We start from the raw sequence: 21,955 nt of genomic DNA on the forward strand, positions 1-21,955 counted from the left end.
GGCAATGACTGCACGGCATCATACTGCCCCGAAAACGTACTCTGGTTTCTATCTGCTTCAACTGCACAGACCTTGCCTTCGCTTCGCACCATGTAACGACAAGGCACAAAAAAGGGGAACAAGCTCGCGCCCATTCCCCTGCCCCAAAAAGATCAAAGCCATCTGCAGAAGGAGTATAGTTCCATCAGCAAATGGCTTTGTAGCTAGTTAGTGTCGATCCGATGGACCGACGAAATAAAAAATCTCATACCCAAATGATCGATTTACAGGTCATTAGAATATGTCAGCACTCTGTTGCGACCTTGGGACTTTGCTTCGTAAAGCGCCAGATCCGCCTTGCGAAGAAGGGAACGCTTTGAATCAGAGTCCAGGCATTCCGCGACTCCAACAGAGAAGGTAACTGTTCCCAAGGCTTTACCGGACTCTAAATCAACAAGCGAACGGGACGCGAGAGCTTCCCGGCATTGATCAATTCGTTTGCAAACCGCCTTGATATCCTCATCTTCGAATATAACCGCAAATTCCTCACCACCATAGCGAGATGTGTGGCAGCGACTGTTGGACAAAGTCTCCAGTTCCTCTGCAACTAGTCGCAGAACGCGATCCCCACATTCATGACCGAAAGTATCATTGATCTTCTTGAAGTGATCAATGTCAATAAAGGCCAACACCATTGGCTGTCCCTTATCAACAAGCTTTTGCAGAACTTCATCCAGAGTTCTTTCAAATTTCCGCCTGTTTGCAAGCTTTGTCAGTTGATCGAAATCAGCTTCGTTCCTGGCCAGCTCTAGCTCGGTCTGCAAGTTTGCCAATTTCTTGTTGGTTTCGTTAATCTGATCTCGGTTTTCACGCGTTGATTCAACCATCAACTGTGAAAGGTCGAGCAATTTTTGGATGGCAATATCAACATCCCCAGACCGTGACCGAATACTGTCAGCCTGCTCGATAAGATTGACCTCGCATTCGATAGTATTTTTATTGCCGTCGTCAATAATTTGCGTGGTGGCGCGAATATGCTCAATCGCTTCCATCAGAATCTTATCAATTTGGACGCCAATATCCGACCGCAAATATTTCTCATGTAGCTCCTGAGCCGAGGCATTATTCAAACGTCCTGCGGAAGACAGACCTAAAATCTCATTTTTCAAGACGCTCTTGCCGCCACAAATATATTCCCATGCCAATTCAAGATTGCATGAGGAAAGGGCTAGGTTATGCTGACGAATGAAACTGGCAATTGCATAGATAGGAGAGCGTTGGCCATCATCCTCTATACAAACCGGACAAGACTCGTCGCCGTCATTTTCGCGGAAATAGCTTTCCAATATATTCTTGATATCGATTTTCATGTTACGCTCGCAATCTAGGTTGGGGCATGCGGTTGTAAGCGTCTAGAGCAGCAACCTTATATGCTTCGGCTAATGTAGGGAAATTGAAAACTGTGCCAGATAGATAGTCGATACCACCGCTCAGGTTGAGAACGGCTTGGCCAATATGGATCAGCTCCGTCGCACCTTCGCCAACAATATGGACACCCAAAAGTTTTCGATCATTCAGGTCAAAAATGCATTTCAACAGTCCCTTGCAGTTACCCAAAATATGCCCGCGAGATGTTTCCTGAAACCGGGCAATGCCGACTTCAACCTGCATGCCCTTATCCCGTGCATCATCTTCCGAAAGGCCAATGCTGGCAATCTCTGGAATCGAATAAATGCCCAGTGGAAAACTATGTTCGGAACAGTGGATCGGATGATCAAAAGCGTGGCATGCCGCAAGCCGGCCTTGCTCCATGGAAGTCGATGCAAGTGCCGGAAAGCCAATAATATCACCAGCGGCATATATGTGAGGCTGTGATGTTTGCAGTGTTTTTGGATCTACGGTCAAGCGCCCTCTATTGTCAGGTTCAATTCCAATTTTATCCAAGCCAAGCTTGTCTACCGCTCCAACACGGCCAGCCGTGAAGAGCAACATCTCGGAACGGAGCTGGCGGCCGTCGTCAAGTTCAACATGCGGATTGCCGTTTTTATTCAATTCGATTTTTTTGATAGTCCGCCCAAGACGAAGACTGATCCCGCGCTCAGAGAGTTGATGAGTGAAATTGGCAACAATATCCCGGTCAATAAATTCCAGTATGTTTTCTCGCGCTTCCACAACTGTGACTGGAATCTCCAGTGTCGAAAATATCGTCGCATATTCAAGCCCAATGACGCCGCCACCAACGACAACAATGGACTTTGGCATTGGCATATTTGCGGCGATAGAATCGCTATCAACAACGCTGGAGCCGTTAAACGGAATATGGTCCGGTCGATAAGGTTTTGTTCCCACTGCTATAAGGAACTTTTCAGCAGTGACAGTATAGGTCGTTGTCTTTCCTTGAACGGATTGTGACACGGCCAATTTGTTGGGCCCGGCAAACTTCGCTCGGCCTTTCAGCGTCTCAATATTGTTGCGAGACAGCTGGCTATCAATCACCTCGACTTCGTCACCGAGTGTCGTCGAAAGCCGAGAGGAAATAGAATTGCGCGTTGCATCTGCACCACTACGCTGGCGCCCGGATTTAAAATATTGATCGCGCCATCCTGTAATAGACAGCACCGATTCCCGGATCGTTTTGGATGGCAAGGTCCCGGTATGCACTGACACACCGCCAATTTTCTTTTGATCATCAACGATCGCTACCGACTTGCCGAGTTTCGACGCTTGTATTGCTGCCCTCCGCCCCGCGGGACCGCCTCCGATTATCACGAAATCATAGTCAAAATCAGTCATGTGTTTCCCTTTCGTGCTATGGTTAACGGCGACAACGAAAAAGATTAAACTGAAAGCTAAAGTGGCAACTTGGTTCAGAGAAAATATGGACGTTCCATGTTCAACATTTGGTGAACAAATTCATCATGATTCATATTTCAATTTCGGAACCATTCTGTTGACTAGTCGATTTGGAACAGACCTCAGTATTTTTGTTGAAATCGCAGCCAGTTGTAATTAGTGGCCTTGATCTTAACAAAGGCATCGTGTTTCTTCATTTGCCCGAACAATGTTATAAAAGCGTAACCCAAACCAGTTCCGCTGACCCGGGAAAGGCACTGTCGATTAATATGAGTAACAGCCAAATCGACGTACTCAATTTAATTGAAAAGCTCCGAAACATCCTGATGATACTGGACAAAAACGATCATCCCATAGCAGCCATAAAAGTCGAAGAAGCTATTAACGTACTAGAACAAGCGGCGGATCAACAAGGGGAAACTGAGAACAATGTCTGATCTTGATCATCACTGGATCTCGTAGATCATCAAGACACAATTTTTAATCAAATGCCGTATCTCGGCATCACAATCCCGAAGGCTGATATCCGGTAAATTTTGATCAACATGGCTTTCGGGTTTCGCAAAATTCTTCGACCGGACCTCGAACCGTTCATGGATTTGTGCACTGGCATAGGTTGTCGCAGATACCTCCCCCTTTCGGGCAAGACTTTCTTCCGCCTTTGCCGAAATCAACATAGAAGCAGCCAATATGGGAGTGATCGCGAATTTCAATCTAGCTGTGCGAGACAACGTGACCTGCCGGTGAAAATAGAGCATGCTATCCTTTCCCTGATACTAGAGTAGTTCAGAGTCAGTAACGGCTGCCGCGACAGAATTTTAAGGTAGTTCGCTTCATCCACGATCGTCCAAAATTCGTGAACTTCTTGAGCATAGCGATTATGCGACGACGTTGCGCTATGCGCCTTTAGCGCCCGAGCATAAGCATAAAGCCGTTGAGATGCTCGACAATAGACAGCGAATGGGCGTCCCTTATCGGCGTTATACAGACAGATGAGTCAGGAAAATATCGTAAATTTCTGCAACCCTCGACCGATGTTTTATCTCGTTCGATTGAACCATTTTGGGCGCAACACTATTTGCTAGTTTGACGAATTGCACGCAATTCATGAACAAGAACAATATTATTCAACCAAATTTCAATTGTCACGAAAACCATAGGACATGGGTGAGTTATGCAATTTTCATATGCTGAAATTCTGGAGATTTTTTCAGAAAAGCATAAAATTATACCAGCTAAGAAAAATGCATTCCGCGGGCGATTACAGCATTTTCAGCGGCTTGGTTTTCCTGCTGGCGCGAATACGGGTAAAGGCAATATGGTTGCCTATTCATGGCGCGACCTGTTTTTAATTGGTCTAGCGCTGGATTGTTTGGAAATTGGCTCTACTCCTGACCGAAGCGTCAATGAGATTACTAAATTTGAAGATGTGTTCATGTCAGCGGTGGCAAGCGTTGTGTTGAGAGATCAGGAAGAAGATAGCACAGAGTTTAAATGCTTTCTGATTGTCGAGCTTTCCAACTTAATGTCGCTAAAAGGAGAAGACGGTTGGAGCGAAACTGTAAAGCTATTGTCCCACCAAGATATGATGCAGATTCTGTCAAGCGAAGGACTGGATGCGCATCAATCACCCTATACACTGATTGATTTACGGCAATTTTTGGCGGCTACCCTGAATGCCATTTTTATGAACGTCAGTGGTTCCAAGAAAAAAATAGTTCGTGAATTGAAGTTGTGGGCCCACAAGAAATTGGAAACTTGATGAGAAGTGAACAGTGTTTTTGGTTGAATTCTGAATCGGTTCACTCTTGCTTTAGCTAACGATATACAAGTAGCATTTATTTTGAGAGGCTTCCGAAAATTGTGGTGGCATAGCCCCACAATTTATTTCAAAGCGTCGGTATAATTTGTTTGAGATTTTATTTGAAGATGCTTCAGGTTTTTCCTTTGGATTGCTTAGTCAGAAGCCACTTCCGAAATATTCAATTTTGACAAAAGATATTCAAAAACTTTTGGATGCAATGCGTGCGTAAACTGACAGCCATAGTCTTTGAACCCTTCCCATTGTATAGTCGCACTGAGCGACCGGATCCCAGGCAATCTTATGAAGACGGCTTGATTTGGATTCAGGCTTCGCCGACTCGTCATCTTGAATCCTGACACTGATATATCTGAGAGGACTACACGGTATAATTTGTTTTCGGACTGCGATACGAAAATTTCGGCCTGGATGCTTTTCCGGCTGGCTTTTCGATTTTCAACAAGGGCGTGCCCATTGTCGGCGTTAGAAATGGGCTGTGCATTGGTCATATTTCATTCCATTCTGATCTCTATTATGATTAGAACGGTATTTTGATTGAATTCTGAAGGTCTGTTTTTTTACAATACCAAATGCGTGGAACAAGTAGTGTGTGAGAGATCAGATTTTGCGATCCAATAAGCCGCTGACGCCTCATTCTGCAGAATTTGGAATAGGCTCATATCTTTTCTGGATCGCTATATGGTTCCCCAGAAAACAACTTCGCAAGAAGCTTAATTCCGATAGGCGAGATGGTATCGGCATGTTGCCCCAGCGTAAGAAATTATAGTGTGAGTTTTAGAAGGGAGCGATCAAATAAGGACCAGTAACAAGATCGCTCCCCTCAAGTTGATGTTAAACTTACCGCTTCATTGTGGGGATGATTAACGCGGGTTTTAACAGTTCGGGCAGCCTAAGTTGCCCAAATCAATTTACGGAACTTCCAAATCCAGATTAACCCCGGTTGCATTTTTTCTTTGCATGCCCTTTATCGTGAAGGATATGAGGACAATGTTGGTGTCGGTTACAACGGTAGTGATACCAAGCGGCACGCCAGCGTCAGCCGAGACAATCTGGCGGATCGGCAAACGTGCCTTCGGAAAGTCCTGCAAGTTGGAGTTCTCGATGCGCTCTGTTGATCTTGGTGGCCAAAGTAACCAATCACTGGTGACTTCCGATAGGAAGGCGAAGGCAAAATAATTGCACTGCGTCACCAGGTTCGATCGCGACTGTCTGCTTTCGGGATAAAGCTGCCACTAAATCCTATCCTATTCATAGCATTCTCGTTCAACGAACCCAGCAGGGCTCACCATTATTTCAATGGACTATGTTGAGTTTCCAACTTCCTTACAATGCCACTATGCCGAAGGTAGAAACTCGCAATTGCGGCAAATGTTGGAAGAAAACTAGCAAATAGACAATTTCTCGCTTTTGTCACCCAAACGGACACGAGGCTGACATCGACTGACAGGCTGCATCCTGCAAAACTTGATATGGCCGATGATTTAGCGCATTATCTCACGACGTTTCCACGAGGAGGGAATGTCATGAGCACCGCCAAACAAGCTCTGATCGCGCCGGCAACGGTCGCAAGCGATCTCAAGGTAAGTGACCTTCGCGCTGCACTTACAGCAGGTTGGAGTGATTTCAAAGCCTATCCAATATTTGGGCTGTTTTTTGCTGCCATCTATGTGGTTGCGGGACTGTTCCTCTATTTCGCACTGTTTGAGCGCGGCGAAATTGCTTGGTTAGTACCGCTTGCGGCGAGTTTCCCGCTCCTGGCACCTTTTGTGGCCGTGGGCCTTTATGAAGTCAGCCGCCGCCGGGAAGCTGGCACGCTTATGAGTTGGCGCGCGGTCCTCGGAGCCCTGAGAGGCCGCGGCGACGAGCAGATATTGAGCATGGGCGTTATCCTGTTTGTCGCTTTTGCATTCTGGCTGATGGTCGCACATGGTATCTTTGCGATCTTCCTGGCGGAATCCGGCATCGGGTCAGAGTCACTTGAACTGTTTCGCACGACAGCGGGCATCGCCATGCTGGTGGTCGGCAGTATCGTAGGTGCGCTGATGGCTCTTGTCTTTTATGCTATCACCGTCATTAGCTTGCCAATGTTGGTCGATCGCGAAGTTGACTTTATCACGGCAATCATCGTGAGCTTGGCGACGGTGCGGTCAAACAAGTTGGTCATGCTGATTTGGGCTGCGCTGATTGCGATTGTCCTGTTTGTCGCCATGCTCCCGCTTTTCTTGGGATTATTTATCGTACTACCTGTGCTGGGACACACGACATGGCATTTATACCGTCGCTCGGTAAGTCAATCCGCCTCATAACCGAAGGCTTCTTCCGCCAGCTTCACCAATTCTGGATCTGCTTCCGGCAATTCGCTCGGCAACGCGGCCTCTAGCGTTTTAGCGACATAGATCATTGCAGCAATCCGGGCCGCTTTCTTGTCATTGCCGTCAATCACTTTCCACGGTGCCCAGCGCGTATCGGTCTGTTTGAACATATCTTCCATCGCATCCAGATAGTCAGCGCGTTTTGACCGGTTGCGGAAATCGTCATGTGTGATTTTCCAGCGTTTTTCCGGTGTATTTAAACGGTCGGTAAAGCGCTGGTCTTGCTCGTCCTGCGTGGTGTGAAAGAATAATTTGATCAGATTTGTTCCGCCGTCAATTTGCTGCGCTTCAAATTCGTTGATTTCATCATAGCCGCGTTTCCAGTCGGCCTTGCTGCAAAAGCCTTCCACCCGCTCGACCAGAACGCGTCCATACCAGCTGCGGTCGAACACAGCTATCTCGCGGCTACCGGGCAAACGTTTCCAAAAGCGCCAGAGAAAGTGCCGATCAAGCTCTTCCCTAGTTGGTGCGCCGATAGGATAAACCTCAAAATAGCGAGGGTCCCATTCGGCGGTCATCCGGCGGATGCAGCCGCCCTTCCCAGCCGCATCCCATCCTTCAAAAACCAAAATCGTGCGATTCCCGTGAATGATATGCTCAAAATGAACACGCGCTAGACGCTCCTGCACCTCTTTCAGTGCCTCGGAATAATCACCATCAAATTTCTTGCCGTCCTCATAATCAGACAGTTTGATATTTTTGCTCATGTTTCGCCTCAATATATTCTTCAGCCTGCATCAGCAGACGGCACGACATACTATAGGACGGAAAAAAGAACGAATCGGTTAACCCTGTTCACTCATCGGTCTTTGCGGTGGCAACAGCTTCGCTCTCGTCTTGCAAACGGTCCTCCTGCAAACTGGCAAAGCGAATATCCCAGTCATCCAATGCGCGTTGACGATCTTCAACGCGGCGGATGGCCTGCTTAATCTCTGTTTTGCTACCCGCTAGTTGTCCAGTTTCGCCATAGAGCGTCAGAGCTTTTTCCAGCGCGCCGTCTTTCTCCGCACATAGACCACGATTATAGGTGATGGATCGATGGGGCGCGCTGTTCACTGACGCCTCGTCCCACATCCGACAGGCTTCCTGCTCATCTGTTTTGGTCATCTTGATCGCCGCCTTAAAAAGGTTAGCGGTGGCCTTATCCATATCTTTGCGGCTTTCAAACACGCGGATATTCCGGCGTTTTTCTATCGGAGCAAGGTCCCGGCGCACTGACTTAGCAGCGCGGCTGATCATATTCCGAATAATCTCTTCGCTGCTCGAATAGCTTTCCTTACGACCACAGACTGTCTGTTCATTGCCATCGGATTTGCGATCGGAATAAATGGTTTGGCCGTCACGGAAACGGGATAATCGGACCTGCGCCTGAAAATCGATCACGCGTTTGAGGCAAAGTACCTTAATGCTTTTGCGTTTTTCGCACTTGCCCTTGTCATTGCGCTCAATGCAGCGTTCCCGATATTCGCGTGTTTCATATTCTTCGATACCGGCTGTAGCTGTGCCTGATAGCGTTGCTTCCGGTTCAATCGCCGAACGTCCCGTCATAATTTTGAAATAGGGTGCAGCGTCAATTTCGACATCGCTCAACCTGTCCTCAATGGCAAAGGCGAGAGCCGTACCATCGCTGCCGCCAAAGCGATCAATAGCTATGGACTTGATCGACGCGACATCTGGCGCTCTGGCGGGATAGAGCCCCTCCACGCGCAAAGTTTCCGCTTGCGCAGTCGCGGCCAGACATAGTGCAGTCAAACCGACCGAAGCCATTTTACTTATAGACAGAATTCGCATTATATAGCCCCTCTAAGTCATTCACCCTGTGGATTTATCCCAATATAGGTGAATGGACAATTACGAGATCGTTCAGAAAGGTACCATGTTGAATGAACGCTGGATCAGATGCTGATTCAGGCGGCGATATAGCCTGCTATACGCTTGGGGTCCTGCATCGGCATGAAGTGCGAAAGCTCCGGCATGTGAACTTCCTGCGCATTTGGATATATGTTTACCAGGTTCGGCCAAGTCGGACTGTTGGCAAAGTCACGCGCCGCTGTGACATCATCATCCACGGACTGCGCGCGCAATATGACGACGGGTAATATGTTCCGCTTGACCAACGGATAGGGATCCACCGAACGAAAGCCTTCGTAGACCGATGCTTCAAGATAGGACGGACAGGCAAGAACGAAACCGTTTCCATCATCGGCCGGCAATAGGCCATATTGGCAATAATCCATCAGCACATCAGGCTGCCAAAGGCTGAAGGGGTGACGATCCTTGAAAGCAGCGAACATTGCTTCCGGAGATGCCCAGCTATTGCGCCGCCGCGATACCGGGTTCTGGTTGGGATCGATATCTGCCAATGCTGGCGGATTTTGGTAGGCCTCTGGTTCTGTAATGGTCGGATCGACCAGCACAAGCCGTTCAAACCGCTCTGGCATAACGTCCGCAACCTGCACGATCACATGGGCACCCATGCTGTGCCCCACGCCGACGATGTTTTGCAGATCAAGCCCATCGACGAACGCGCGAATATCACGCGCCATCAGACTCCACTCGCTTAAGCTATCAGGCTTGGCGCTACGGCCATGGCCGCGCTGATCCACCGCAATGACATGATAGCCGGAAGGCAAGGCCGCGATTGTTTTGTCCCAGCAGCGCGCATGAAAGCCAGTGGCATGGACCATCAGGATCGTCTGATGATCCGGATTGCCCCACTCGAAATAGCAGAGATCCGTATCGCCCTGTTGAAACCGGTTTTCTGTTGGCTGCCCCGCTGCGTTCATCCCTCTTTCGGCGGCTCCACGACACGGATATGCAGTTCGCGCAATTGCTTGGGCGATACGCCACTTGGGGCGCTCATCATCAAATCTTCCGCTTTCTGGTTCATCGGGAAGAGCACGACCTCGCGGATATTGGGCTCATCGGCCAGCAGCATCACGATTCTGTCAACACCCGGCGCAGACCCGCCATGTGGTGGCGCGCCATATTTCAGTGCGTTGATCATGCCGGAAAACTCCCTGTCGACAGCGGCCTTATCATAACCAGCAATTTCAAACGCCTTATACATGATGTCGGGACGGTGGTTCCGGATAGCGCCGGATGACAGCTCGATACCGTTGCAGACAATATCATATTGCCAAGCCAGAATATCGAGCGGATCTTTATTCTCCAACGCATCCATCTCGCCCTGCGGCATCGAGAACGGGTTGTGCGAGAAGTCGAGCTTCTTCAATTCCTCGTCATATTCATACATTGGATAATCAACGACCCAGCAGAATTTAAATTCATTCTCGTTGATCAAGCCTAGTTGTTCGGCTGCACGAGTACGCGCGACACCAGCCAGTTTTGCAGCTTCCGCTTCCTTGCCAGCAGCAAAGAATACACCGTCATCAGGTCCACAGCCGAGATCAGCCAGCAATTTAGCCGTGCCTTCTTCACCATGGTTTTTGGCAATTGGTCCGCCAGCGGCACCCTCTTTCATGTTAATGTAACCGAGACCCGCAAAGCCTTCGCCGCGTGCCCAGTTATTCATGTCATCAAAGAATTTGCGGCTGTTTTTGCCGGCTTCGGGTGCGACAAAAGCGCGCACAGTGCCACCGGATGCGGTAATCTTGTCAAACAGGCCAAAGCCGGAACCTTTGAAATGATCCGACACATCCTGAATGATGATCGGGTTCCGAAGATCGGGCTTATCCGAGCCATATTTCAGCATCGACTCTTTGTAAGGGATACGTGGAAACTCACCGGCAGGCGTTACCGATTTGCCATTGGCAAATTCTTCAAACACACCAGCCAGCACAGGTTCCAGCGCCTGGAACACATCTTCCTGCGTTACAAAACTCATCTCGAGGTCGAGCTGGTAAAATTCACCGGGAGAACGATCTGCCCGTGCGTCTTCATCGCGGAAGCACGGTGCGATTTGGAAATAGCGATCAAAGCCTGCGACCATCAGCATCTGTTTAAACATCTGCGGTGCCTGTGGCAGCGCGTAGAATTTGCCGGGATGCACACGGCTTGGCACCAAATAATCGCGCGCGCCTTCCGGAGATGAAGCGGTCAGGATCGGGGTCTGAAACTCTGTAAAGCCCTGTTCCACCATACGGTTGCGCAGCGAAGCGATCACCTTGGAGCGCAGCATCATGTTGGCGTGGACTTTCTCCCGCCGCAGATCGAGAAAACGATAACGCAAGCGGATATCTTCCGGATATTCTTGTTCGCCAAAGACCGGCATCGGCAATTCATCTGCAGGCCCCTGCATTTCGACAGCTTCGGCCACCAGTTCAACTTGGCCCGTCGGGAGGTTGGAGTTAACTGTCTCTGCCGAGCGCGCCGCGACCTTACCGGTGACGGTAATGACCGATTCTTTGCGCGCCGAGTCCAACAGCTTGAACGCATCGCTACCTTCTTCACTGACAATCTGCGTCAGACCAAAATGGTCACGCAAGTCAACAAAGAGCAAATTGCCATGATCGCGAATGTTGTGAACCCAGCCGGACAGGCGGACTTCTTCGCCAACATTGGCGGCGCGAAGCTGTGAACAATTGTGGGAGCGATATGCGTGCATGATGAACCTTTGATAATTGAAATGTTTCCCGGTTGGAAACTTATGGGGCGTAACACAGGCCAAAGCCACTTTTGTCAAGGAGGAAGGTACAATGGAAGGCCATAAATTGCCCGTAGCAAAAGGCAGAACACAGTTATTGATAATAGACAATCTCTATCGGAAATGTTTGCGACACTCGGCTCAGCTTGTATAGATGCGGCATGAAAATTCATCCTTTACTGACTGACAGTCAGGATATTGCCGATATTTGCGAACGCTTTTCGACCGCTGAGTTTGTTGCGGTCGATACAGAGTTCATGCGCGAAAATACCTATTGGCCGATCCTCTGCCTCATCCAGATTTCTGATGGCAAGGAAGCTGCAGCCATCGACCCGTTGGCCAAAGGCGTTGACTTGAAGCCCTTGCTCGACTTGCTCGTCGACAATGAAGATGTTCTGAAAATCTTCCACGCTGGCGGTCAGGATGTGGAGATTATCCACAATATGACGGGTAAAACGCCGCATCCTATTTTTGATACACAGGTCGCGGCCATGGCTTTGGGACCGAGCGAGCAAATTGGCTATGCCAATCTCGTTGATAGCTGGCTTGGTATCACGCTGGACAAAGGCGCCCGCTTTACCGATTGGTCGCGGCGTCCGCTGAACGACCGGCAGATTGAATATGCCATTGGTGATGTCACACATCTGTCCAAGATTTTTTCAATGATGCTAGAAAAACTGATCAAAACCGGTCGCGGCATGTGGATCAATGCCGAGATGGAAAAGCTCGCCGATCCTGCAAATTATGTGAATGATCCTAAAAATTCTTGGCGGCGTGTCAAATTTCAGGGTCGCAACCTCGAGGCGCTGGGCCGTCTTAAAGCGCTGGCCGCCTGGCGAGAAAAAGAGGCCCAGTCCAAGGACATGCCGCGTGGCCGGATCATGCGTGATGAGACGCTGGCAGATATTGCCGCTCATCCACCCAAGGATCAGCATAAATTATCGCAGGTACGCGGTCTGTCATCTGGTTGGAAGAACAACGAAATTGGCGAACGATTGATGACAGCATTGGCCAATGCCGAGCCACTATCAAAGGACGAATTGCCTGAGCGCAATAGCCGGCGTCCGAAATTCAGCAAGGAAAATGCCCTGGTTGCGGACCTTTTGAAGCTGCTGCTCAAAATCCGATCGGCGGAAATGAATGTTGCATCGAAATTACTGGCGCGTGCCGATGATCTCGAACGCATAGTCGGCGGCGAACGCAACGGTGTTGCACTACTCGAAGGCTGGCGTTATGAAGAATTTGGACGGGATGCGATCGACCTGATCGAAGGACGGATGAGCTTCACGGTCAAAGACGGAAAGTTGCAAATGACCCATCAGCCGGAAACGGATGGCGAAGCGGCTGAATGATAAAACGATGTATTCCTATTGCTCTATGTTGCGCTGCTTTGGTTGCCTGTTCGACCAATGGATCGGAACCCGAAATACCGGAGCGCGGTGTCACACCGGGATATATGTGCAAAGCGGATGATCTAAACATATATGTGGGGCAGCGCGCAAATACTGAGATAGGTGCAAGTGCACTGAAAAAATCCGGCGCAAAAAACCTGCGCTGGATAGCGCCGCGCAGTGCCGTGACCATGGATTATCGGCAGGACCGCCTTAATATCGAATATGATGATACGATGGTGATCACACGCATTAACTGCGGATAAAAGGCTTATTCAGTTACCAGAACTGGTTCGAGATCGAGCATATTAGCCAACTGTACATGCCGCTTTGCGACAGCATCTCCGTAAAGGTCGCGCAAGTCGGCAGCCATTATGATTTCCAACCTACAGTCAATTTTGCGAAGCTGTGTTTGCTCTAACGGATTGCGAGTCCCGCCGCTGAGCCTTTGACCCAGGCGCATCGCTAAACCCCAGCAAATGGCGCGCTGGGTTGCTTTTGCGCTCGCCAACTTGCCGCCACCCGGGAAGATATTATTCCCACCGCCAAAGCTGGTAAACAGCGCTTGCCCCAGCAATTCCCGTTCGGCACCGGTGATGCCAATCCAATTGCCATGCAGCCCCATAACCAGTCCGCGCTCGGCGCGAAAATTAGGATTGGCGCGCCAAGCGACATCACCCAAATTGCAAGCGGCTTGTCGGATACGTTGCCATTCCGGCGGATCTTCTGCAAAAATCGGGGCGATCCACTTGCCCAGCAATTTACTGTTTGCGGGGAAGCGTGCCTGTACAGCTCCAGATTCTTCAGTCGCCAGCAGTAGTGGATCGCGTTTGCTTTCCGATTTGCTGACATTCTGAAAAAGTAATCCTTCGCGCACACCATAAGCGGAAACTATCATCGTGCTGCTGCCCAGATAGCGAATGATGAATGACAACAACCATGCGGCATCATCCAATGTTGGTATCCGCGACGTGGAAAGGCCGGGAACGGCTTTGAGCTTGGCCTTGTTCATACGGGCGAGCTGGCGGACTAGGCGTCTGGCGCGCTCCGGCTGCATTTCGTAATGGTGGATCACCGGAAGTGGATAGCCGCTATCAAACATGTCGAGCCGGGCCAGCGAACGCCAGGAACCACCGACGAGATAAAAGGGCAAGTCTTGTCCGTCTTTATCCCAACCGGTTTTTTTGAGCATCTTGCGCACTTGACGTTTTAGCTTGTCTTTGCCCTTCGCTCGCAAGTCTGCGACGCGCAGCACGCCAAGTGGAAAGCTATAGCGCTCCAGCACCTTGCCCTTGTCGATCATCGCCAATTCAAGACTGCCGCCGCCCAGATCACCCACTATACCTTTGGCACCGGGCATTGCTGAGATCACGCCAAGCCCGGCCAATTCGGCTTCTTCTTCGCCCTGCAATACTTTGGTATCAAAGCCGATTTTTGTCGCAGCTTTGAGTAGTTCATTACCATTGCTAGCATCGCGAACCGCAGCGGTCGCGAAACATTTGATCGAATCCACGTCCATTTGAATGCAAAGCCGATAAAACCGCTCGAGCGCCTGCACAGCCAAAGCCATGGAATCCTCGTCAATAGATCCGGTTGTAGAGAGATTTTTGCCCAGGCCCGCCATGACTTTTTCATTGAACAATATCGCAGGTACACGGGCCGGCCCTTGATAGACAACCAAACGGATTGAGTTAGAACCGATATCAACAATCGCGGTCCGGCGGTTTATTCGCGGTGTCTTTCTCTTCCTGGTTATTTGCAATCCCCCGACCTGCATCTGGCAATCGCGATCAGGCTTTTTTCTTGCGGCGGCGAAGCGACAATCGCGGCACCGCGTTGCTTTTGCTCAAAGCCTTACCACGACCAGATAGCGACGGATTGGTCATAAAGTATCGATGGAGGTTGAACGGTTTCTCGGACGGTTCAACCCGCACATAGCTGCCGTCGGGGTTAAGCTCCCAGCTCTGCTCGTCGTCTATGAGGTTCGCAACCATGACCTGATCCAATATTTGATCGTGGACGGTTTCGTTGGTGATAGGCATCATATATTCGACGCGGCGATCCAGATTTCGCGGCATCCAATCGGCAGAGCTAATGTAAAGGGCCGCGTCATTATTGGGCAGATCGCTTCCGTTACCAAAGGCCCATATCCGGCTATGTTCCAGAAAGCGGCCAACTACCGATTTGACGCGGATATGGTCGGACATCCCTGGTACACCGGGACGCAAGCAACAGATACCGCGAATGACCAAGTCGATTTCAACGCCCGCATTGCTTGCTGTGTAGAGCTTTTCGATTAGCGCTGGGTCAACAAGTGAATTCATCTTCGCCCAGATCATCCCGGGCTTGCCTGCCCGTACATTCGCGATTTCTCGATCGATCAGGTCCATGAGATCATTCCGCATATAGCGCGGTGACATGGAGATCATTTCCAGTTTCTCCGGCTCAACATAGCCGGTAATGTAATTAAACAACTGCGCAGCATCGCGCGCCGCTTTGGGATCGGCTGTAAAAAAGCTCAAATCCGTGTAGATTTTGGCGGTTACCGGATGATAATTACCCGTGCCAAAGTGACAATAGGTCCGATAACCTTCTTGTTCCTTGCGCACGACCATCGAAATTTTGGCATGGGTTTTCCACTCAATAAAGCCGTAAACGACCTGGACACCTGCACGCTCAAGCGCACTAGCCCAAAGCAGATTCTGTTCTTCATCAAACCGTGCTTTGAGCTCAACGACGGCAGTTACCGACTTGCCGGCCTCTGCTGCATCAATCAATGCGCGGATCACTGCGGACTGCTTGCCGGCACGATAAAGCGTCTGCTTGATTGCGACTACGTCTGGATCGGCTGCGGCCTGCCGAAGGAATTCGATCACCACCTCAAATGACTCATAAGGGTGATGGACCAAAATATCCTTGTCGCGAATCGCCGCGAAACAATCTCCGCCATGATCACGAATCCGCTCCGGAAAGCGCGGACTATAAGGTGTGAATTTTTGATCTGGCCTGTCCTCATCGACCAACAGGTCGAGATCGCCAATACCAACCAAGCCATTGATCCGGCTTTCAGTAGCCCCCTCTGTCAATAAATTTTCACGCAGCATCGCAACAACGGGTTCTGACAAATCCGATCCCATTTCGAGGCGAATAACATCCCCACGGCGCCGACGTTTGATCGCACTCCGGAAATAACGGACAAGGTCTTCGGCTTCTTCTTCCACTTCTATATCGCTGTCACGAATGATCCGGAAAAGGCCGCTATTGGTCACGTCATAGCCAGGGAAAATTTGAGCGGAATAGCATTGGATGACAGATTCGACGGAAACATAAGTCGCGGTCTTACCAGGCATACGAATGAAGCGCGGCAGGCCAGATGGGATCATCACCAATTCACGAATACGCTGGCTGTCGGATTGCCGGACAAGGTCGAATACCAGACTTAAGCCCTTATTCGGGATGAAAGGAAAAGGATGAGCCGGGTCCAATGCCTGGGGAGTCAGGACCGGAAATATCTGATCCATGAAGTGCTTTTTCAGCCAGGCATCATTTACATCATCGAGCTCGGTTGCCGGCAGTACATAGATATCTTGTTCTGCAAGCGCGCTAACAAGCTGGTCCCATACTTTTTGCTGATTGGACGTCAAAGTGTTGCTCTGGGTAGCGATGGCCTGCAATTGTTGACTTGCCGTCAATCCGTCAGCCGATCGTTCTTCAATATTTTGACGAAACTGACCGACCAGTCCGGCAAAACGCACCATGAAAAATTCATCTAGATTATTTCCGGATATGGACAGGAAACGGAGCCGTTCGAGCAAAGGATGCGAACTATTCTGCGCTTCATCAATGACCCGCTCGTTAAACCCAAGCCAGCTAATTTCGCGGTTAAAATAGCGCTCTAAACCGCCGTCCTCAACATATGCAGGGCTTTCATTTTCATCATCGGATTTTGGAGTCTGGGGGGCGAGACTATCCATTCAACCTTCCTCATTATTCTGATTTATTTCTGATTCTTCGCCATGCTCTTCGGTCATGGACTGATGCTGTGAAAAGGCTTCCATGGCTATCGCACGCGTAATCGGTTTCTTCCTCTCTATAGCAAGATTGTCCATCAATTGCGCCAAAAGCTGAATATCACGATAACTGCGTTCCATTCTTTTACCGAGATAAGCCATAGCATCTTCCGAAATCGAGAGGCCACGCAGCGAGAAATATTTCTGAAGCAAGCCCTCAATCATTGCTCCGTCTGGAGCGCCAATTTCTATCAGCAATGACGCTGCTAAACGCGATTTGAGGTCGGGAAGCGCAACCTTCCAGTTCGATACTTCCCGCGAAGACATCAACAAAAGTGGAAATTTGTCCGCTTGTGACTGATTCCAGAGATGGAAAAGGTCATCATCCGCCGCTTTATGTGCATTTGCGACAAACCGACCACCGCTTTGACTTGCAAATTTCTGAGCCATTGCAAGTTTGCCGGCGCCATGTGCACCAATTAATATAGCGGTTGCGTTTGGCCAACTGCTCCAATTTTCCAATTGCTCGTGCGCCTGCTTGTTGCAGTCCGTCACAAGATAGCCTTCATCCTGCGAGCTTGGCTCGATATCAAGAGGAAGGGCTATCTGAGTCACTGATCCTGCTCGTCACTCCCGGAATCCGCTGCCGGACCAGATGGTGCACTACCACCCCTAGATATCCGCAGCGCCCCGGAACCCTGCTGCACTTGCCAGCCTTTGGAGCGGAGTGCCGAAGCCAGATCTGACAGATTACCGGTATATGATACCCGCATTACTGAAACACCACCCAATGCAAGGCTGGATGTGGCAGCTGATGAAACACCGGAAACAGAGCGAACAGAAGCCTCGCCGCGACCGACAGCACCAACGTCTGGGGTATCAAACTGAACATTGACCGTTATTGCCGAACTGGTTGCAGCAACGGCATTGCCGCTATCGGTTCCAGCGCCATTCGCATCACTGCCGCTAGACGATCCCGTTGGAATACTGCTGGCTTCAGAGGCCAACTCTGCCTCAATTTCTTTCTCTAGTGCTTCAAGATCAAATCCGTCATTGTCGATAACAAGCGACTTGTCGGTCCGTAGAACCCCGCGAGACAAGGCGCTGGTGTAAATTTTATCCAGACGCTCAATCGCCTGATCCATCATCGCCGGAATGCCGCCGCTGGACTCTGTCTTCAACGTGAAGCTTTCAATGTATTTGTTATCCGGCCCATAGCGCGCGCTAAATCGCCCCGTTACCGGCCCGCCCGGATATTCGTAATGCATCCGAACAATCGGGACAATGACATCGGCCGCTCCGAATTGATCCAATATCATCCGCCACCATCGCCGATCATGACGCTCCGCTTGTCCTGCTGTCAGCATCAATGATTCGCTGTCGGAGCCATAGGGGCGGACATAATCTATCGCACTGTCGCCAGCACGGAACCGTGCCCATGCCTTTTGCCATTCGGTCTTGTTTTCAAACACCTGAGGTGAGCCTTCACTCCACATGATTGGCAGGACGAGCAAGGGCGGGGATCTGAGTCGCCTGCCCCCGACGCCCAAAATCTGTCCAGCACGGGCACGGTCAAACATAACGCCCAATCTCGCAATATAGCGGGTTGGTCCGATTTGCTCTTCTTCCACAATGATTGCAGAGACAATGTTGTTCAATGCGCTATCGGAAAGCCCAGCTGTCTTGCCGCCTTGCGTGCGGGCATAGAGCATGACCCATGCTTTCCGCTGCGCCTCTTCCCAACCTTTTTGGCGCGCTTCGAAAGCATTTTTCCCGCGCGTATTCACTTCAACGCCGAAAACCTCGAAATCACCGCTACTGGCAAGCGGTGCTACACCGCGTTCTGTGCCTTCCAGCTGCGCGTAGACCAGCCCGGCAGTCGCCAGTCCAATCAACGCAAACAGGGCACCAAATCGGTATTTAAAACTAGTCAAAAATCTCATTTCCGCTCTTTTGACGATTATGACGTGGAAATCCACCCACGACTTGTCTAATCGCCTATTTTATGAGTGACAAACTAAATGAACCGGAATCTTACACTTATGCGAAAGCCGGTGTATCGATTGAGGCAGGAAACGCGCTAGTAAAGGCGATCGCTCCGCTCGCCAAGGCTACCGCACGTGCGGGCGCCAATGCAGAACTGGGCGGCTTTGGCGGTTTTTTTGACCTGAAGGCAGCTGGTTACGATGACCCGCTATTGGTAGCGGCCAATGACGGCGTCGGAACCAAGCTGAAATTAGCGATCGACTATGATCGCCATGATAGCGTCGGCATTGATCTGGTTGCGATGTGCGTCAACGATCTTATCGTACAGGGTGCAGAACCGCTATTTTTCCTGGATTATTTTGCAACCGGGAAATTGGAAAGCGGAGTCGCGGAACGAGTCGTCGCGGGCATAGCGGAGGGCTGTAAAATGTCAGGCTGCGCCTTAATCGGCGGTGAGACCGCAGAAATGCCGGGCATGTATGCTGCTGGCGACTATGATCTAGCGGGCTTTTGCGTCGGTGCTGTCGAACGCGAGAAAGCATTAACCGGCGCACAGCTTGCAGATGGCGACATATTGCTGGGCCTGAGCTCATCAGGCATCCATTCCAATGGTTACTCGCTCGTCCGAAGGTTGGCAGAAGATAAGGGATGGAAATTGGACCGCCCAGCCCTTTTCGACCCTGACATATTGTTGATCGAAGCTTTGATCGCTCCGACCCGGATTTACGTAAAGTCTCTGCTGCCGCTTATGCAATCAGGCCGAATCAAGGCCCTTGCCCACATAACCGGCGGCGGATTGCTGGAAAATATTCCGCGCATGCTGCCAGATGGTCTGCACGCGCATGTTGATGCCAGCAGTTGGGATCAGCCGCGGCTAATGGCATTCCTGCAGGCGCAAGGAAATATCGAATCAGAAGAAATGGCCCGCACCTTCAATTGCGGCATCGGCATGATATTGGCCGTATCGCCAAACGATATCGCTTCGGTGTCTGCAGAATTGGAAGCTACAGGCGAATCTGTGCATCAGGTCGGTGTTGTTGCAGAAGGCACAAAGGGTTGTACTGTTGCCGGCAACGCCGGGACATGGTCAGCCCGGAGCGATTGGTCCGCAACTCATAGTGGTTGATGCAGGATGACAGAACGAGCAAAAGTCGCCGTCCTGATTTCCGGCCGAGGATCGAACATGGCAGCTCTAGTTTATGCCGCAAAGGCGGTTGACTGTCCCTATGAGATTATATTGGTAGCTTCTAACGACCCTGAGGCTCCGGGCCTGAAGCTCGCCGAGGCTGAGGGCATTGAGACTTTCGTCCATCCCCACAAAGGCCTGAAACGTTCAGAGCATGACCAGATCCTCCATGAAGCCGTCACAAACGTGGGCGCTGAATATATAGCACTAGCGGGCTATATGCGCATTCTAAGCGATGATTTTGTCAGCAAATGGCAAGACCGGATGTTGAACATCCACCCTAGCCTTTTACCCAAATATAAGGGCCTTGATACCTACCAGCGCGCCTTAGACGCCGATGATACGCATGCGGGTTGCAGCGTGCATCTTGTCACCCCTGAACTGGATGATGGGCCCGTGCTGGCACAAACTGCAGTTACCATAATGCCTGACGATACAGCAGATACACTCGCCGATCGTGTCCTGATTGCCGAGCATCAGCTCTATCCAGCGGCACTCACCAAATATGTTAGCCGGGAGGCGGACCCCAATTGGATATTGGATCAGGTTCGCGACCGTGCATTGGCCCTTGAAGAAACCCATGAGCGTCCCAGCTTTGGCACCCCCGGGTGGCGGGTTGGCAGTGAAAAGACTGGAAAATATTTTGCCTATTTCTCGCGCCGCCATTTCGGCGAAACTGGCACATCGGTATTTGTTAAAACTAGCGGCCTAGATGAACAAAGCGCTCTGTTAGATGCGGACCCCGACCTATATTTTGCCCCCAAATTTTATGGCAAATCAGGTTGGATAGCCATTCGTCTTGATACCGGCCGAACGGATTGGGGACATGTTGCAGATTCTTTGAAGAAAAGCTGGCGTATGGTGGCCCCTAAAAGGTTGACCAAAATGATGGATATCGCTGACGATTTTTAAGAAAATTCGCATCGCGGAAAAAAACTAAAATCCTGAGCGACAAGGAGGAGGGAGGATTTGCCGCCGGAAATCTTGGATCTGGGATGACTGTTTGATCCGCGATGCTTAAGGACTAATTAGCCCATGATCTTGCGAAAACCGATACGGTATTAGGGCCGTAGTCGTTTTACTTACATTCCTGCTTCAACCGCCAGCCGCACCATATCAGCAGCGCTGGGCGCATCCAGCCTCTTCATCAAGATCGCACGGTGCATTTTTATCGTACGCTCACTCAAATTCAGTTCATGAGCAATTTGCTTGTTTAACAACCCCTTGGCGATGAAGTTTAAGACCTCTCTTTGCCTGTTTGAAAGGTCTTTTACTATCTCGGTAGCCCTCATTCGTCGTGCCTTGGCGAGACTTGGCTTATCACCATCTATCTCGACCTGAGATCCTAGAAAATACTCGAGTTCCCCTTTTTCATCAAACAAAGGAGCGACCAGAACAGCATTTTGAAAAGGTGTGCCGTCATTTTTATAATTTAATATTTCGACCAATACCGGTTTGTGCTCTCGGACTCCGCGACGAATTTCCTCCGTCAGCCAGGGTTCAGTCGCAGATCCAGCCAGAAACCTGCAATTTCTACCGATAATAAATTCAGGCTGGTAGCCCGTTAGATCTGAAAACGCCTGATTAGATGCCACAATCGGATTGTCAGGCAACCTCGGATTGCTAATCACCGAAGCGATCGGGCTGTTGTCAATCAACGCTCTCACAGTGGTTTTGGGCAAATCAACCTTGGGGACTGATTGCTGCTCTATGTTATTATTCCCATCCTCTGCCGTCATGATGTAAACTT

20 protein-coding genes are annotated in these 21,955 nt (G+C 50.2%); 7 read left to right on the forward strand and 13 right to left on the reverse strand.

From position 1 onward, the window contains the following. Window positions 1–263: 263 nt before the first annotated feature. Entirely contained in the window at window positions 264–1,325 is a 1,062-nt protein-coding gene (locus tag ABJM21_RS10890; RefSeq protein ID WP_348301123.1) for a GGDEF domain-containing protein, read from the reverse strand. 25 nt (window positions 1,326–1,350) lie between these two features. Further along, window positions 1,351–2,772, reverse strand: a complete 1,422-nt coding sequence (gene sthA / locus ABJM21_RS10895; protein WP_348301122.1) for a Si-specific NAD(P)(+) transhydrogenase — start codon at window positions 2,770–2,772, stop codon at window positions 1,351–1,353. Between the two features lie 170 nt (window positions 2,773–2,942). On the opposite strand from sthA, the gene ABJM21_RS10900 reads away from it, so the two are divergent. After that, window positions 2,943–3,269, forward strand: a complete 327-nt coding sequence (locus ABJM21_RS10900) for a hypothetical protein (RefSeq protein ID WP_348117259.1) — start codon at window positions 2,943–2,945, stop codon at window positions 3,267–3,269. Window positions 3,270–3,278: 9 nt separating this feature from the next. Here the strand turns inward: ABJM21_RS10900 and ABJM21_RS10905 are convergent, their stop codons facing one another. Beyond that, window positions 3,279–3,590, reverse strand: a complete 312-nt coding sequence (locus ABJM21_RS10905; RefSeq protein WP_348117261.1) for a hypothetical protein — start codon at window positions 3,588–3,590, stop codon at window positions 3,279–3,281. Window positions 3,591–4,006: 416 nt separating this feature from the next. On the opposite strand from ABJM21_RS10905, the gene ABJM21_RS10910 reads away from it, so the two are divergent. Beyond that, window positions 4,007–4,594, forward strand: coding sequence for a hypothetical protein (locus tag ABJM21_RS10910; protein ID WP_348117264.1), 588 nt, complete (start codon window positions 4,007–4,009; stop codon window positions 4,592–4,594). Between the two features lie 968 nt (window positions 4,595–5,562). Here the strand turns inward: ABJM21_RS10910 and ABJM21_RS10915 are convergent. Continuing rightward, complete coding sequence (locus tag ABJM21_RS10915; RefSeq protein WP_348301121.1) at window positions 5,563–5,742, reverse strand: hypothetical protein; 180 nt, start codon at window positions 5,740–5,742, stop codon at window positions 5,563–5,565. A 435-nt stretch (window positions 5,743–6,177) separates the two neighbouring features. On the opposite strand from ABJM21_RS10915, the gene ABJM21_RS10920 reads away from it, so the two are divergent. Then, entirely contained in the window at window positions 6,178–6,960 is a 783-nt protein-coding gene (locus ABJM21_RS10920) for a DUF2189 domain-containing protein (protein ID WP_348301120.1), read from the forward strand. Here the strand turns inward: ABJM21_RS10920 and ABJM21_RS10925 are convergent. From ABJM21_RS10925 to aspS, 4 genes are all read right to left on the reverse strand, one after another. Further along, entirely contained in the window at window positions 6,945–7,733 is a 789-nt protein-coding gene (locus ABJM21_RS10925) for a polyphosphate kinase (RefSeq protein ID WP_348301119.1), read from the reverse strand. The two genes, ABJM21_RS10920 and ABJM21_RS10925, sit on opposite strands and share 16 nt — an antisense overlap. 88 nt (window positions 7,734–7,821) lie before the next feature. Beyond that, a complete protein-coding gene (locus ABJM21_RS10930) occupies window positions 7,822–8,817 on the reverse strand; it encodes a hypothetical protein (RefSeq protein ID WP_348301118.1) in 996 nt (331 codons plus the stop codon). 116 nt (window positions 8,818–8,933) lie between these two features. Then, window positions 8,934–9,812, reverse strand: coding sequence for an alpha/beta hydrolase (locus ABJM21_RS10935; protein WP_348301117.1), 879 nt, complete (start codon window positions 9,810–9,812; stop codon window positions 8,934–8,936). Then, window positions 9,809–11,593, reverse strand: coding sequence for an aspartate--tRNA ligase (gene aspS / locus ABJM21_RS10940; protein WP_348301116.1), 1,785 nt, complete (start codon window positions 11,591–11,593; stop codon window positions 9,809–9,811). The genes ABJM21_RS10935 and aspS overlap by 4 nt, the downstream gene beginning before the upstream one ends. 200 nt (window positions 11,594–11,793) lie before the next feature. Between aspS and rnd the strand changes: the two genes are divergently transcribed. Continuing rightward, window positions 11,794–12,984, forward strand: a complete 1,191-nt coding sequence (gene rnd, locus ABJM21_RS10945) for a ribonuclease D (RefSeq protein ID WP_348301115.1) — start codon at window positions 11,794–11,796, stop codon at window positions 12,982–12,984. Next, entirely contained in the window at window positions 12,981–13,289 is a 309-nt protein-coding gene (locus ABJM21_RS10950; protein WP_348301114.1) for an I78 family peptidase inhibitor, read from the forward strand. The genes rnd and ABJM21_RS10950 overlap by 4 nt, the downstream gene beginning before the upstream one ends. 5 nt (window positions 13,290–13,294) lie before the next feature. On the opposite strand, the gene ABJM21_RS10955 is transcribed toward ABJM21_RS10950, so the two are convergent. The 4 genes from ABJM21_RS10955 to ABJM21_RS10970 are packed head-to-tail and all read right to left on the reverse strand — an operon-like array spanning window position 13,295 to window position 18,976. Further along, window positions 13,295–14,785 (reverse strand): Ppx/GppA family phosphatase, encoded by a 1,491-nt coding sequence (locus ABJM21_RS10955; RefSeq protein ID WP_348382303.1) that lies wholly within the window; start codon window positions 14,783–14,785, stop codon window positions 13,295–13,297. Between the two features lie 28 nt (window positions 14,786–14,813). After that, window positions 14,814–16,997, reverse strand: coding sequence for an RNA degradosome polyphosphate kinase (locus tag ABJM21_RS10960; protein ID WP_348301112.1), 2,184 nt, complete (start codon window positions 16,995–16,997; stop codon window positions 14,814–14,816). Next, the gene (locus tag ABJM21_RS10965) at window positions 16,998–17,648 is read right to left on the reverse strand and encodes a DnaA/Hda family protein (protein ID WP_348301111.1); all 651 of its coding nucleotides are present in this window, start codon (window positions 17,646–17,648) and stop codon (window positions 16,998–17,000) included. Further along, the gene (locus ABJM21_RS10970) at window positions 17,645–18,976 is read right to left on the reverse strand and encodes a heavy-metal-associated domain-containing protein (RefSeq protein WP_348382157.1); all 1,332 of its coding nucleotides are present in this window, start codon (window positions 18,974–18,976) and stop codon (window positions 17,645–17,647) included. The genes ABJM21_RS10965 and ABJM21_RS10970 overlap by 4 nt, the downstream gene beginning before the upstream one ends. A 62-nt stretch (window positions 18,977–19,038) precedes the next feature. Here ABJM21_RS10970 and purM point away from each other — a divergent pair, with 62 nt between their 5' ends. Next, window positions 19,039–20,145, forward strand: a complete 1,107-nt coding sequence (gene purM, locus ABJM21_RS10975; RefSeq protein WP_348301109.1) for a phosphoribosylformylglycinamidine cyclo-ligase — start codon at window positions 19,039–19,041, stop codon at window positions 20,143–20,145. Between the two features lie 6 nt (window positions 20,146–20,151). After that, window positions 20,152–21,117 carry a phosphoribosylglycinamide formyltransferase gene (purN, locus tag ABJM21_RS10980; protein ID WP_348301108.1) on the forward strand — a complete coding sequence of 322 codons (966 nt, stop codon included), beginning with the start codon at window positions 20,152–20,154 and terminating at the stop codon, window positions 21,115–21,117. A gap of 170 nt (window positions 21,118–21,287) precedes the next feature. On the opposite strand, the gene ABJM21_RS10985 is transcribed toward purN, so the two are convergent. Then, window positions 21,288–21,944, reverse strand: a complete 657-nt coding sequence (locus tag ABJM21_RS10985; RefSeq protein ID WP_348301107.1) for a LuxR C-terminal-related transcriptional regulator — start codon at window positions 21,942–21,944, stop codon at window positions 21,288–21,290. Window positions 21,945–21,955 lie beyond the last annotated feature (11 nt).

It is taken from the genome of Parasphingorhabdus sp. (assembly GCF_039977335.1).
GTDB lineage: Bacteria > Pseudomonadota > Alphaproteobacteria > Sphingomonadales > Sphingomonadaceae > Parasphingorhabdus.